The sequence below is a fragment of the Shinella zoogloeoides genome, assembly GCF_033705735.1.
Lineage (GTDB): Bacteria > Pseudomonadota > Alphaproteobacteria > Rhizobiales > Rhizobiaceae > Shinella > Shinella zoogloeoides_A.
This window is the reverse complement of the sequence record NZ_CP131130.1, coordinates 3,191,562-3,205,504: the sequence shown is the minus strand read 5'-3', so window position 1 is coordinate 3,205,504 and position 13,943 is coordinate 3,191,562. Positions and strand designations below refer to the sequence as shown.

8 protein-coding genes are annotated in these 13,943 nt (G+C 66.3%); 4 read left to right on the top strand and 4 right to left on the bottom strand.

Going from position 1 to position 13,943, the window contains the following annotated elements; translation table 11 throughout:
• The first annotated feature begins 54 nt into the window (after positions 1-54).
• On the top strand, positions 55-1,737 hold the full coding sequence (locus tag ShzoTeo12_RS15835) for a heparinase II/III family protein (protein ID WP_318910341.1): 1,683 nt from the start codon (positions 55-57) through the stop codon (positions 1,735-1,737).
• Between the two features lie 127 nt (positions 1,738-1,864).
• Positions 1,865-3,475, top strand: a complete 1,611-nt coding sequence (gene purH / locus ShzoTeo12_RS15830) for a bifunctional phosphoribosylaminoimidazolecarboxamide formyltransferase/IMP cyclohydrolase (protein WP_318910339.1) — start codon at positions 1,865-1,867, stop codon at positions 3,473-3,475.
• A gap of 59 nt (positions 3,476-3,534) precedes the next feature.
• Here purH and ShzoTeo12_RS15825 read toward each other — a convergent pair whose 3' ends face one another.
• Together ShzoTeo12_RS15825 and ShzoTeo12_RS15820 are read right to left on the bottom strand one after the other, a co-directional pair.
• Positions 3,535-4,920 (bottom strand): MFS transporter, encoded by a 1,386-nt coding sequence (locus ShzoTeo12_RS15825; protein WP_318910337.1) that lies wholly within the window; start codon positions 4,918-4,920, stop codon positions 3,535-3,537.
• Positions 4,921-5,009: 89 nt separating this feature from the next.
• The gene (locus ShzoTeo12_RS15820) at positions 5,010-9,791 is read right to left on the bottom strand and encodes an NAD-glutamate dehydrogenase (protein WP_318910336.1); all 4,782 of its coding nucleotides are present in this window, start codon (positions 9,789-9,791) and stop codon (positions 5,010-5,012) included.
• Between the two features lie 276 nt (positions 9,792-10,067).
• On the opposite strand from ShzoTeo12_RS15820, the gene pdxY reads away from it, so the two are divergent.
• Positions 10,068-10,943 (top strand): pyridoxal kinase PdxY, encoded by an 876-nt coding sequence (pdxY, locus tag ShzoTeo12_RS15815; RefSeq protein ID WP_318910334.1) that lies wholly within the window; start codon positions 10,068-10,070, stop codon positions 10,941-10,943.
• Positions 10,944-11,038: 95 nt separating this feature from the next.
• Positions 11,039-11,680, top strand: a complete 642-nt coding sequence (locus ShzoTeo12_RS15810) for a carbonic anhydrase (RefSeq protein ID WP_119257926.1) — start codon at positions 11,039-11,041, stop codon at positions 11,678-11,680.
• Between the two features lie 75 nt (positions 11,681-11,755).
• Here ShzoTeo12_RS15810 and ShzoTeo12_RS15805 read toward each other — a convergent pair whose 3' ends face one another.
• Both ShzoTeo12_RS15805 and ShzoTeo12_RS15800 read right to left on the bottom strand, forming a co-directional pair.
• The gene (locus ShzoTeo12_RS15805; protein WP_119257925.1) at positions 11,756-12,577 is read right to left on the bottom strand and encodes a lytic transglycosylase domain-containing protein; all 822 of its coding nucleotides are present in this window, start codon (positions 12,575-12,577) and stop codon (positions 11,756-11,758) included.
• 215 nt (positions 12,578-12,792) lie between these two features.
• The gene (locus ShzoTeo12_RS15800; RefSeq protein ID WP_318910333.1) at positions 12,793-13,827 is read right to left on the bottom strand and encodes an aspartate-semialdehyde dehydrogenase; all 1,035 of its coding nucleotides are present in this window, start codon (positions 13,825-13,827) and stop codon (positions 12,793-12,795) included.
• Between the last annotated feature and the right edge of the window lie 116 nt (positions 13,828-13,943).

The window sequence follows — 13,943 nt, the reverse complement described above, 5'->3', positions numbered from 1 at the left end:
TTGACGCCGCTCTCCTCCTCGGCCTACCTATAGGTGAGGAGGCATTCGTTAACCATGCAGCTTTCCGACCGGCAGCGGCTTTCCTATCTGTATATGCGTGAGGGTTGGCGCCGCTTCTCGCGGAGGCTCGCGCTTGGCCGGATCAGCGCCATGCGGTTTTCCGGCAGCGCGCCGGACCGGCTGATCGTCGCGCCGACGGATCTCCATCCGGCCGATTCCTTTGCCGGCGAAGAAATCACCGCCGGGCGCTTCCCGCTCGCCGGCCGCGTTCTCGAATGCGACGGCGAATCGCCCTTCGCGCTGGAGCTTCCATCCGAGGAATTCGCCAATCGGCTGCATTCCTTCGGCTGGCTCCGGCATATGCGGCTGGTCGATCCGGAAAAGGCGGCGCTGACGACGCGCTTCATCGTCGGCGACTGGCTGCAGAGCCATGGGCGGGTCATCGGCGGGCTCGCCTGGCGGCCCGATGTGACGGCGCAGCGCATCATCGCCTGGCTTTCCCACTCTCCCGTGGTGCTGAAGGATGCCGATTATCCCTTCTATCGCCGCTTCCTGAAGAGCCTCGCGTTCCAGGTGCGCTACCTGCGCCATGTCGCCGATACGACGCGGGACGGCGAGCCGCGGCTGCGCGTGCGGATCGCGCTCGCCATGGCCTCCATCGCCATGCCGACCTCCGCGTCCAAGATGCGCAAGGCCGCCCGAAACCTCGACGAGGAACTGGACCGGCAGATATTGCCGGACGGCGGGCATTGCTCGCGCAATCCGCGGGCGGCGCTCGACCTGCTGCTCGACCTGCTGCCGCTGCGCCAGACCTATGTCAATCTCGGTCACGACATGCCCTCGCAGCTCATTCCCTGCATCGACCGCATCTTTCCGGCCCTGCGCTTCTTCCGCCACCAGGGCGGCGAACTCGCCCTCTTCAACGGAGCGACCTATACGCTGGCGAACGAGCTGATGTCGGTGCTGCGCTACGACGAGACCGGTGGCGCGCCCTTCAAGGCCCTCCCCTCGATCAACTACGATCGGCTGGCGGTGAAGGAGACGGTGGTGCTGATGGATACCGGCGTTCCGAAATCCGTCGATCTTTCCGCGACGGCGGCGGCCGGCACGCTTTCCATCGAGATGTCGTCCGGCAGGAACCGCTTCATCGTCAATTCCGGGCGGCCGCGCTTTGCCGGCGATGCCATGCGGCAGATGGCGCGGATGACGGCCGCCCATTCCGTGGCGACGCTGAACGACACCTCCTCCTCGCGCATCTCCTCCTCCCGCTTCCTGGGGCCGATCATCATCGGCGGCGTGGGCAAGGTGGAGGTGTCGCGCAGCGAGCGGGAGTCGGGCGCCGACGGCATCACGGCGAGCCATGACGGCTATCTCAAGCGTTTCGGCCTTCTCTACGAGCGCGACATCTTCGTCGCCGCCTCCGGCAACGAGATCCGCGGGCGCGAGCGCTTCTTCAAGGCGGGCCATCCCGGCGTGCCGGTCGAGCGGGGCGTGGCGGTCGTGCGCTTCCATATCCATCCGTCCATCCAGCTCTACAATGCCTCGGAAAACGAGACGCGGCTCGTGGCGCCGGACGGCGAGGCCTGGGCGCTGACCTGCCTCGACGTCGCGGTGGAGGAAGAGGACGACGTCTTCTTCGCCGATCCTTCCGGCGTGCGTGCGTCCCGCCAGCTCACCCTCACCATGCCGCTTGCCGAGGTGCCCGAGGTTCAGTGGTCGCTCGTCCGCCGGCGATAGCGCCGGCCTCGAAAGCTGCGGCATCGGCGGTTTTCCGCCCTTTCGCGGTTTTCTCGGGACGGCGCCTGTGTTAACGGGGCGCATGACCATCCGGCCCTCCTCCCGGGCCGTCAGAACGGAGCGTCCCATGGCCGTCATTTCCAAGAAAATCCCCGCCCCTGATCGCGTCGCCGTCCGCACGGCTCTGCTGTCCGTGTCCGACAAGACCGGCATCGTGGAGCTCGCCCGGGCGCTTGCCGGAAAGGGCGTGCGGCTGCTTTCGACCGGTGGCACGCACAAGGCGCTGTCCGATGCCGGCCTTGCGGTGACGGATGTCTCGGAGGTCACCGGCTTTCCGGAAATCATGGACGGCCGCGTCAAGACGCTGCATCCTTCGGTGCATGGCGGCCTGCTCGCCATTCGCGACGATGCGGAGCATGTCGAGGCGATGAAGGCGCATGGCATCGGCGCGATCGACCTTGCCGTCATCAATCTCTATCCGTTCGAGGACGTGCGCGCCAAGGGCGGCGACTATCCGACCACGGTCGAGAACATCGATATCGGTGGCCCGGCGATGATCCGCGCCTCGGCCAAGAACCACGCCTATGTGACCATCGTCACGGACCCTGCCGACTACTCCGCCCTGCTCGAAGAGCTTGCCGACGGTTCGACCACCTATGCCTTCCGCCAGAAGATGGCCGCCAAGGCCTATGCCCGCACGGCCGCCTATGATGCGGCGATTTCCAACTGGTTCGCCGAGGCGCTCGACATCTCCATGCCGCGCCACCGCGTCCTCGGCGGCGTGCTGAAGGAAGAGATGCGCTACGGCGAGAACCCGCACCAGAAGGCGGGCTTCTACGTCACCGGCGAGAACCGCCCCGGCGTCGCGACGGCGACGCTGCTACAGGGCAAGCAGCTTTCCTATAACAATATCAACGACACGGACGCCGCCTTCGAGCTGGTCGCCGAGTTCCTGCCGGAGAACGGCCCGGCCTGCGCGATCATCAAGCATGCCAATCCCTGCGGCGTCGCCACCGGCAGGACGCTGAAGGAGGCCTATGCGCGGGCGCTCGCCTGCGACCCGGTCTCGGCCTTCGGCGGCATCATCGCGCTCAATTCGACGCTCGACAGCGAGACGGCGGAGGAGATCGTCAAGCTCTTCACCGAGGTCATCATCGCGCCCGACGCGGATGAGAAGGCGCGCGCCATCATCGCCGGCAAGCCGAACCTGCGCCTCCTGGTGACGGGCGCCCTGCCCGATCCGCGCGTTCCGGGTCTTTCCGCCAAGACCGTTTCGGGGGGCCTCCTCGTCCAGAGCCGCGACAACGGCATGGTCGAGGACCTCGAGCTGAAGGTCGTCACCAGGCGTGCGCCGACCGCGCAGGAGCTGGAAGACATGAAGTTCGCCTTCAAGGTCGCCAAGCATGTGAAGTCGAATGCCGTGGTCTATGCCAAGGACGGCCAGACGGCGGGCATCGGCGCCGGCCAGATGAGCCGCGTCGATTCCGCCCGCATCGCCGGCCTCAAGGCCGAGGAGGCCGCGAAGGCCATGGGTCTTGCCGAGCCGCTGACGCGTGGTTCTGCGGTCGCCTCCGAGGCGTTCCTTCCCTTCGCCGACGGCCTGCTCTCGGCCATTGCCGCCGGCGCGACGGCGGTGATCCAGCCGGGCGGCTCGATGCGCGATGCGGAGGTCATCGCGGCTGCCGATGAGGCCGGCGTTGCGATGGTCTTCACCGGCATGCGGCATTTCCGGCACTGAGCCGGATTCCCAAAAGGGTCCAAGCAGATCGACGCCCCGTTCGCGGGGCGTCTTGCGTTTCAGGCCTCGACCTTCGCGGCCGGATAGGGCGTGCGCAGGAGGAGAAGGAAGCCGGCGACGAGGAAGGCGATGAGCGCCATCATGCCGAGGCGCGCCGAGCCCGTGGCGGTGGTGAGGATTCCCACCGAGAGCGGCGCGAGGAAGGACGTCGCGCGGCCGGAAAGGGCATAGAGGCCGAAATAGCGGCCGGCCTCGTCCGGATGGATGCTTTGGGCGAGATAGGAGCGGGCGGAGGCCTGCACGGGGCCGAAGGCCAAGCCGACGAGCAGGCCGTAGAGGATATAGGCCTTTTCCGCCGCGGTGCCGAAGAGGCCGCCGCTGTCGGCCGTCGGCAGCGGGATAAGGCCGAAGAGCGTGAAGCCGGGGCCGGTGGAGACGATGCCGATGGTCGCGACGGTGAGGCAGAGGAGGCTCATCACGACGACGGCCTTGGAGCCGAGGCGCCTGTCGAGCCGGCTGGCATAGAGGCAGCCGCCGATCGCCACGACATTGAGGATGATGCCGTAGATGCCGAGCTCGAAGGTCTGCCAGGCGAACATGCCGGCGGCGAAGGTGCCGCCGAGCGCGAGCAGGCCGTTGACGCCATCCTGGTAGATCATGCGGGCGATAAGGAAGCGCAGGATGCCGGGCTTCTTCCTGAGATCACGCAGCGCGGTGGAAAGATCGGCAAAGCCGGTGCGGACGGCCGCGGCGATCGGCAGGCTCCGGCTCTGGTCCGGGGTGAAGAAGAACATCGGCAGGATGAAGACGAAGTACCACAGCGCCGAGATCGGTCCGGTGATGCGCGCATCCTCGCCCGCCGCCGGGTCGAGGCCGAAGAGCGGCGCGATGCCGATGGCGGTTTTCCCGGTCTCGGGATTAGCGGCGAGCAGCGCCACGACGGCGATCAGCACGATCATGCCGCCGAGATAGCCGAGGCCCCAGGCGATGTTGGAGATGCGGCCGGTGTTTTCCGGGCGCACGAGCCGCGGCATCATGGAATCGTTGAAGACGATGGAGAATTCCGCCGCGACGGTGGCGAGCACGATCATCGCCATGGCGAAGGCGAGGCTGCTGCCGGGCACGGCCAGCCAGAGGGCGGAAAGCGACAGGATCTTCACCACCGCGAAGGCGGCGATCCACGGCTTTCGCGCGCCCGAGGCATCGGCGACGGAGCCCATGACGGGCGCGAGCAGCGCGATGGCGATGCCGGCGACGGTGAGCGTGTAGCTCCAGGCCGCCTGCCCTGCGACGGGGTCCGCGGTCAGGCGCGAGACGAGATAGGGGCCGAAGATAAAGGTGGTGATGACCGTGAAAAAAGGTTGGGCGGCCCAGTCGAACAGCATCCAGCCCGCAATGCCGAGGCGGCTTGCGCGCGGCTCCCGGCTTTCCGTTGCGATCGCCATCGCCCCTCCTCGGTTGCGGGGGCGACGACCGCGCCCGTCCTCAAGCCGGCTAACGGAGAATTGGCCCCGTCAGCCGGCAGGGGACTGTCTCATTTCGCCCTTTCCTGTGCAAGGTCGCTCAGGATGCCCGCGGCGACGCTGACCTTGGCGAGCGTGGCCTCGCCCGTCTCCGTCAGCGCCGAGAGGTTCGCCGTCACGCGGGAAAGACGCTCCTTCTCGGCGTTCTGCCAGGCGGCGAGCGGCGCCTTGTCGCCCTTGTGGCGGGCGAGCACGGCGGTCGAAAGATCGCGGCGGGCATTGGCGATGTCGGTGAGGCTGCGCTGGAGGGCGAGGGCCTCGTAGAGATCGCCGGTCGGAATGCGGCCGGCCGCGGAAAGCAGGCGGCCGATATTCAGCGCGGAGCTGATGCCGGCGAAGGTCTGTGCCGTCTTGCCGAGGGTATCGCCGGTGGCGCCCGCGATCAGCATGACCTCCGGCACGAAGGTCAGCATGGAGAGCGTTGCGATCTCTTCCGCCAGCTCCTCCGGCACGCCTTCGTCCTCGTAGGCATGAGCCTTGCGGCGGGCCTCGTCGGCTGCCGCTTCCGAGACGAGCGTCGCGAGGTTCGGCCGAAGCTGCTTCAGGGCCTGCTTCAGCTTGTGCACCGCCTGGTCCAGCGGACCGGAGACGGCGCCGGTGGTCAGCAGCAGGCCCGTGACGGAGGCGTAGATGCGGCCGATCTCCTCGTAGAGGTCGTTCTGGACGGAGCCGGAGACCACATTGTCCAGCGCATCGACGCCGGCATAGAGCGCCGGAAGGCCGTAGCCGTCGCGGGCGATGACCGCGGCCTTCACCGCATCGGCCGGGCCGAAGCCGGTGCCGTCGGTGAGGCCGTTGATGAAGGCCGGGCCGCCGCGGTTGATCACCTCGTTGGCGAGAATCGTCGCGATGATCTCGCGGCGCAGGCGATGCGAGCGGATATCGTCCGCATAGGCCTTCTGCATCTTCGCCGGGAAGTAGCCCGTCAGCGTCGGCTCGAAATAGGGCTCGTCCGGCAGGCTGGTGTGGATCAGCTCGTCGAACAGCACCAGCTTGGCATAGGAGAGCAGCACGCCGATCTCCGGCCGCGTCAGCGGCTTGCCGGCCTGGTAGCGCTCGGCGACGGTGCGGTCGTCGGGCAGCGTCTCGACCTTGCGGTTGAGCTGGCCGGCGGCTTCCAGGCGATCCATCAGGCGGGTCAGCGGCGCGCGGTTGGCAAGGCCCTGCCGCTCCGTCAGCGAGATCGCCAGCGATTGCAGGTAGTTGTTGCGCAGCACGAGATGGGCCACCTCGTCCGTCATCGAGGCGAGCAGCACGTTGCGCTTGGCGCGCGGCAGCCGCTCGTCGCGCATGGCCGAGGCGAGCGCGATCTTGATGTTCACCTCGACGTCCGACGAGTTCACGCCGGCCGAGTTGTCGATGGCGTCGGAATTGTTGCGTCCGCCCTTGAGGCCGAAGGCGATGCGGCCGCGCTGGGTGACGCCGAGATTCGCGCCCTCGCCGATCACCTTGGCGCGCACGTCCTCGCCGACGATGCGGATCGGGTCGTTGGCGCGGTCGCCAACCTCCGCGTCCGTCTCGTTCTGGCCGCGGATATAGGTGCCGATGCCGCCGAACCACAGGAGATCGACGGGGGCCTTCAGGATCGCCGTCATGATCTCAAAGGGCGTCGCCTTGGCCTTGTCGAGGCCGATCACGGCCTGGGCTTCCGGCGTCAGCGTCACGGATTTCTCCGTGCGCGGAATGATCATCGCGCCCTTGGAGAGCACCGAGCGGTCATAGTCCTGCCAGCTCGAGCGCGGCAGGTTGAACATGCGGCGGCGCTCGGCGAAGGACGTGTCGGTGTCCGGCGAAGGATCGATGAAGATGTCGCGATGGTCGAAGGCCGCGACGAGGCGGATCTTGCGCGACAGCAGCATGCCGTTGCCGAAGACGTCGCCCGACATGTCGCCGACGCCGGCGACGGTGAAGGGCGTCTTCTGGATGTCGATGTTCATCTCGCGGAAGTGGCGCTTGACGGTTTCCCAGGCGCCGCGGGCGGTGATGCCCATCTTCTTGTGGTCATAGCCCGCCGAGCCGCCCGAGGCGAAGGCGTCGTCGAGCCAGAAGCCGGCTTCCTGGGCAAGCCCGTTCGCCGTGTCGGAGAAGGTCGCCGTGCCCTTGTCGGCCGCGACGACGAAATAGGGATCGTCCCCGTCGATGCGGACCGTATCGGCCGGCGGCACGACGTCCTGGCCGACGATGTTGTCGGTGACGGAGAGCAGCGTGCGGATATAGGTCTTGTAGGCCTCGGTGCCGGCCTTGAAGACGGCATCGCGGCTGCCGCCGGCGGGAAGCTGCTTGGGATAGAAGCCGCCCTTGGCGCCGACCGGCACGATGACCGCGTTCTTCACCTGTTGCGCCTTGACGAGGCCGAGCACTTCCGTGCGGTAGTCCTGCGCGCGGTCGGACCAGCGAAGGCCGCCGCGGGCGACCTTGCCGAAGCGCAGGTGCACGCCCTCCACTTCCGCGCCGTAGACGAAGATCTCGCGGAAGGGGCGCGGTTCCGGCAGGCCGTCGAGGGCCTTCGGATCGAGCTTGATCGCCAGCGTCTTGCGCGGCCTGCCGTCAGGATCCTTTTGGAAATAGTTCGTGCGCAGCGTCGCCTCTATGGCGTTGACGTAGCGCCGCAGCATCCGGTCCTCGTCGAGGCTCGGCACGGCGGCCAGCGCCTCCTCGATCGCGGCGGCGACCTCCGCCGACTTCTTCTCGCGCTGGCGGTCCGAGAGCTTCGGATCGAGACGGGTCTCGAACAGGCGGAAGAGGTTGGCGGCAATGGCTGGATACTTGTTGAGCGTATCGGCGATATAGCCCTGCGAATAGGCGATGCCGGTCTGGCGCAGGTAGCGCGAATAGGTGCGCAGCGCCATGATCTCGCGGGCGGAAAGGCCGGCGGTGAGGATCAGGCGGTTCAGTGCGTCGTCGTCCACCTCGCCGTGCCAGGCCGCGAGGAAGGCTTCCTCCAGCATCGGGCTGAGCCTGGCGAGGTTCACTTCCTGCCCGTCACGCTGCCGCAGCTCCATGTCGTGCAGGATGACGCGGCGCTCTTCGCCGTCGAGGCCGGCGACGGTCAGGTCGTGCGTCTGCTCGCTGACCACGCTGAAGCCGAGGTTTTCGAGGAGCGGCACGCGCCTGGAGAGCGAAACCGGCTCGCCGGCATGGAAGATCTTCAGCTCGACGGAGGCGAGATCCGTGTTCCAGGCCTTGCGGTAGAAGGCGATGCGGATCGGGTTTTCCGGCGTTGCCGTGGTGATCAGGGCAAGGTCGGCATGGGCCTCGGCCGGGGTGAAGTCCTCCTGATAGCTGCGGTCCGTGACGAGCTGCAGGCCGTCGGCGCCGGAAAGCGCCTCGAAGCGATCGGTCCAGCGCGTGGCGATCTCGCGCACGGCCTGTTCGAGCTTGTTCTGCGGAATGCGCGGCGTCTTGCCGCCGGAGCGGCCGATGATGAAGTGGACGCGGGCGAGGCCGCCTTCCGGGAAGGCCGGGTAATAGGCGGAGACGCGGCCGTCATAGGCCGATTTCAGATAGTTGCCGATCTTCTCGCGGACATCCGAATCGTATTGCTCGCGCGGCACGTAGACGATGACCGAGACGAAGCGGTCGAAACGGTCGATGCGCGGCAGGACGCGGATGCGCGGCCGGTCGGAAAGCTCGTTGATCTGCTCGCAGAAGGTGGCGAGCAGGCCGGGATCGATCTGGAAGAGATCGTCGCGCGGATAGGATTCCAGCGTGTTGATCAGCATCTTGCCGGAATGGCTCTTCGGGTCGTAGCCGAAATGCTCGATGACCGTCTCCACCTTGGAGCGCAGCAGCGGGATCTGGCCGGCGGCATGCGTATAGGCGGTGGAGGTGAAGAGGCCGACGATGCGCAGCTCCCCGATGACCTTGCCCTTCTCGTCGAAGCGCTTGAGGCCGACATAGTCCATATAGGCGCGGCGGTGGACGAGCGACTTCACATTGGCCTTGGTGACGATGAGGAAATCCGGGCCTTCGAGGAATTCGAGGATTTCCGGCGTCGTCGTCACGGCGTCCTTGCCGAGGCGCAGCACGCGCACGTCGGGATCGGAAAGGATGCCGAGGCCTTCGCCGCCGCGCTCGACGGTCGCCGCCTCGCCCTTGCCGGAATAGGTGTATTCCCGCATGCCGAGGAAGGTGAAGTTGTTGCCGCGCAGCCAGTCGAGGAAGGCGAGCGCCTCGTCCTTGCCGGGCTTGGCCTTGGCATAGCGCTCCATGTCCGCCATGGCGCTGTCGAGCTTCTGCAGCATCGCCGGCCAGTCCTCGACGGCAAGGTGCACCTGCGCGAGCACGGTCTTCACACGCTCGGCGAGTGCGGCGGCCTCGCCGGGCGAGAGTTCGGGCAGGTGAATCTCGATATGGCTGACCCGCTGCCCGGGATCGCTCTCCTCGTCCGGCGAGAAGAGCTTCGGCGCCTCGCCCGGCGCGACGACCAGGATCGGGTGGACGGCAAGGTGGATGTCGCGATGCGTGCTCGTCACCTCGGCCATGACCGAATCGTAGAGGAACGGCTGGTTATGGTCGGTGACGGAGAGGACGGAGACGGGCTCGCCGGCCGGCGTGACGTCCGGCAGCGTCGTCACGGTGACGCGCGGCAAGGTGCCGTCGAAGGCCTCGATCTCGGCCATGGCATGGGCGGCGGCAACGGCCAGCATCTCGCCCGTATAGTGCTCCAGATCATCCTTGCTGGCACGTCCGAAAAGGATGTCCGGCTGGAGCGTCTTTGCGCCGAGGGCGGCGGCTGCGGCCTTTGCGGCCTCGATATGTTTTTCTCGTTTCACGTTGGTCCTGGCACCCATGGAATGCTCCCTCGAATCCGATGCCGGGACGTTAGCAGAAGAAAAAATACCTGCGATGAAATTTGTCGATTTGCGAGAAAATTCAATCGATTTTGTCCAAAACAGGTCAGTTATGCTGTCGTTTTGACGTGAAAACCGGTCTTTTTCGTCGAAAAGCAGCCTAAAACCGGCCGAAGCCGTTCAATGCAGCCATTCCGCCCAACGGGTTTTTCGGCGGCGCCGTTGACAGGCCGAAACCCCCTTGCCATCACTCGGCGAAAGGAAAGGGAGCCGGCTATGGACGAGAGCGAAAAGGGCACGGTCATCGTGATTTCGAGCCATGTGGTGCGCGGCACGGTCGGCAACCGCGCGGCGGTCTTCGCGCTCGAAACGCTCGGCCATCCGGTCTGGGCCCTGCCCACGGTCATCCTGCCCTGGCATCCCGGCCATGGCCGCGCGACGCGCGTCCCGATCTCCGCGGAGGACTTCGAGGCCATCATTTCCGATCTCATCCGCGCGCCCTGGCGCGGCGAGGTCAAGGCCGTGCTTTCCGGCTATCTCGGCAGCGCGGCGCAGGCCCGGTCCGTCGCGCGGCTCGTCGAGAGCCTGCGTGCGGACAATCCCGACCTCTTCTATATGTGCGATCCGGTCTGCGGCGACGACCGCGGGCTCTATGTCCCGGAAGAAACGGCCTTGGCGATCCGCGACAGCCTGATCCCGCTCGCCTCGGTGGCGACGCCGAACCGCTTCGAGCTTGCCTGGCTCGCCGGCACGCCGCTGGAGACGAACGGGGCGATCATCGAGGCGGCGCTTTCGCTCGGCCCGCCGCGCATGCTCGTCACCTCTGCGCTGCCGATGATGGCCGGCAGCACGGGCAATCTCTATCTTTCCGGCCGCGACGCGCTCCTTGCCGAGCACCGGCTCGTACCGAACCCGCCGAACGGAACGGGCGATCTCCTTTCGGCGATCTTCCTCTCGCGCCTGATGGAGGGCCTGCCGGACGAGCGGGCGCTGTCGATGGCGACGGCCAGCGTCTTCGAGATCGTCACGCGCACCGCCAAGCGCGGGGCGGACGAGCTGACGCTGGAGCAGGACGCTTCCAGCATCGCGACGCCCATGGCCATGGTGCATATGCGCCGCCTGATGCATCCCACCCAGATGCGCCGTCCGTAAATCGGTCCTTGCGCGGCTCCTTTCAGAGTGGTTTATGCAAAACCGGATGCGGTCTCATCCGGTAGAGATCGCCGGCACGGGAGTATTCCGACACCATGAACCGCTTTCCCGATCGTCTTCTGAACGGCTACCGCAACTTCATGTCGGGCCGCTATTCCGAGCAGTCCGCGCGCTACAGGGCGCTCGCCGAAACGGGCCAGAAGCCCAAGACGCTCGTCATCGCCTGTTGCGACTCCCGCGCCGCGCCGGAGACGATCTTCGACAGCGGGCCGGGCGAGCTCTTCGTGATACGCAACGTCGCCAATCTCGTGCCGCCCTACGAGCCCGACGGCCAGTTCCACGCGACTTCCGCCGCGCTTGAATTCGCCGTGCAGTCGCTGAAGGTCAGCGACATCCTCGTGATGGGCCACGGCCGCTGCGGCGGCATCTCGGCCGCGCTCGATCCGGATGCCGAGCCGCTTTCGCCCGGGGACTTCATCGGCAAGTGGATGGGCATGCTCAAGCCCGTCGCCGAGCAGATCCAGGGCGCGGAGAGCCTGACGCAGGGCGAACGCCAGCGCGCGCTCGAGCGCGTCTCGATCCGCAATTCGCTCGCAAATCTCCGCACCTTCCCCTGCGTGCGCATCCTCGAGGAAAAGGGGCGCATCCAGCTCCATGGCGCCTGGTTCGACATCTCGACCGGCGAACTCTGGATCATGGATGCCACGACGGGCGACTTCAAACGGCCGAGCGCATAAAAAGCCCGGCGCGGGGGTCCGCGCTAGGCTCTTTTCCGGATTTCCCAAGCGCCGGCCTACAGGCCGGTCTTCAGGTCAGTTGCCGTCGATTTCCGCGCCGATGATGGCGATCGCGCGCTGGTAGACGCTGGCGGCGTTCCAGCCCTGCAGGGCGCCGAAGTTCGGCTCGCCCGGCTGGTAGCCCGCACCGGCGCTCCAGCCGTGGCCGCGCAGGAAGTTCGCCGTCGAGGCAAGCGCGTCGGCCTTGGAGCCGACGAGGTCGATGCGGCCGTTGCCGTCGCCGTCGACGCCGTATTTCAGCACGTTCACCGGCAGGAACTGCGTCTGGCCGATTTCGCCATGCGCCGCGCCGCGCGCCGTCGTGCTCAGCGTGCCGTTCTGCACGAGCTGCAGGGCGGCATAGAGCTGGTTGGTGAAATATTCCGGGCGGCGGCAGTCATAGGCGAGCGTCGCCACGGCCGAGAGCGTGTGCTCCTTGCCGAGGAAGCCGCCGAAGCCGGTTTCCATGCCCCAGATCGCCAGCAGCGGGCCGGCCGGCACGCCGTAGCGCGCTTCGATGCGCTGGAAGAGCGCGGCATTCTGCTTCTTCAGGCCCTTGCCGCGGCGGATGATCGCCTGGCCGCCGCGCTTCTGCATGAACTGCTCGAGCGAGAGCTTGAAGCTTTTCTGGCCGCGGTCGGCGCGGATCGTTGCGCGGGCATAGTCGACATTGGAAAAGGCCTTGTCCAGCGTCGAGCGGCTGATGCCGCGGCTGGCCGCCTCGCCCTTGAATGCCTCGACCCAGGCCGGAAAACCGCCCGCATCCTTGCCGCACTGGGCGGCTTCGGCCGCCGCCGGCACTGCCGCCGTGGCGATCATTGCGGCCAGCACCTTGGCCACGCTCTTTGTCATGCCCATGAAAAACCCCGTGATCTCTCGTCAAATCCGCTGCGGGAGCATGGCATGCTCCCCGGTTCCTGTCACCGCACCCTGCTTCGGACCGTTCCGGCTCAAAGCAAAGTCCCGATTGTTCTCAAACGGAACAACCGGGACTTTTATTTAAACTTGCTTAACGGAACGTTGCCACTTTTCACCGAAATGCGGAAAGGCACCGTTCCGTCGCTCTTGCGCTATCAGGCGGCCTGCTTCTTCGCCTTGATCAGGCCGCGGGCCACGAGCAGTTCGGCGATCTGAATGGCGTTGAGGGCGGCACCCTTGCGCAGGTTGTCGGAGACGACCCACAGGTTGAGGCCGTTCTCGACCGTCGCGTCCTCGCGGATGCGCGAGATGTAGGTGGCGTCTTCACCGGCCGATTCGTAAGGGGTGATGTAGCCGCCGTTCTCGTGCTTGTCGATGACCTGGCAACCCGGCGCCTCGCGCAGGATATCGCGGGCCTCGTCCGCCGTGATTTCCTTCTCGAACTCGATATTGACCGATTCGGAATGGCCGATGAAGACCGGGACGCGCACGGCCGTGCAGGTCACCTTGATCTTCGGGTCGAGCATCTTCTTGGTCTCGGCGAGAACCTTCCACTCTTCCTTCGTGTAGCCATCTTCCATGAAGCTATCGATATGCGGGATGACGTTGAAGGCGATGCGCTTGGTGAACTTCTTCGATTCGATCGGGTCGGCGACGAAGACGGCGCGCGTCTGGTTGAAGAGCTCGTCCATGCCGTCCTTTCCGGCGCCGGAGACGGACTGGTAGGTCGAGACGACGACGCGCTTGATGGTAGCGCGGTCATGCAGCGGCTTCAGCGCGACGACGAGCTGGGCGGTCGAGCAATTCGGGTTGGCGATGATGTTCTTGCGGGTGAACGCCGCGATGGCGTCCGGGTTCACTTCCGGAACGATCAGCGGCACGTCGGCGTCGTAGCGCCAGGCCGAGGAATTGTCGATGACGACGCAGCCCTGCGCGCCGATCTTCGGCGAATACTTCTGCGAGACGGTACCGCCGGCTGACATCAGGCAGATGTCAGTGTCGGAGAAATCGTAATTTTCGAGGTTCTGCACCTTCAGCGTCCTGTCGCCGAAGGAGACTTCGGTGCCCTGCGAGCGGGCGGAAGCGAGCGCCACCACCTCATCGGCCGGGAAGCCGCGCTCGGAAAGGATGTTCAGCATCTCGCGGCCGACATTGCCGGTCGCGCCGGCGACTGCGATCTTGAAACCCATGACTAAAGCTCTCTTTCTCTGTCTCTCCGCGGGTCAGGAGGGGAAACCCGCCGGCCGTGACGCGGGTTTCGGTCCCCGGCCATACCGGGGAGAGAGCGGTGGGCCAGAGACGTCAG

Coding starts and splice junctions, on each gene's coding strand:
- ShzoTeo12_RS15835 (WP_318910341.1), top strand. CDS start 55: ATGCAGCTTTCCGACCGGCAGCGGCTTTCCTATCTGTATATGCGTGAG.
- ShzoTeo12_RS15805 (WP_119257925.1), bottom strand. CDS start 12,577: ATGGGCATGACAAAGAGCGTGGCCAAGGTGCTGGCCGCAATGATCGCC.
- ShzoTeo12_RS15825 (WP_318910337.1), bottom strand. CDS start 4,920: ATGGCGATCGCAACGGAAAGCCGGGAGCCGCGCGCAAGCCGCCTCGGC.
- purH (WP_318910339.1), top strand. CDS start 1,865: ATGGCCGTCATTTCCAAGAAAATCCCCGCCCCTGATCGCGTCGCCGTC.
- ShzoTeo12_RS15800 (WP_318910333.1), bottom strand. CDS start 13,827: ATGGGTTTCAAGATCGCAGTCGCCGGCGCGACCGGCAATGTCGGCCGC.
- pdxY (WP_318910334.1), top strand. CDS start 10,068: ATGGACGAGAGCGAAAAGGGCACGGTCATCGTGATTTCGAGCCATGTG.
- ShzoTeo12_RS15810 (WP_119257926.1), top strand. CDS start 11,039: ATGAACCGCTTTCCCGATCGTCTTCTGAACGGCTACCGCAACTTCATG.
- ShzoTeo12_RS15820 (WP_318910336.1), bottom strand. CDS start 9,791: ATGGGTGCCAGGACCAACGTGAAACGAGAAAAACATATCGAGGCCGCA.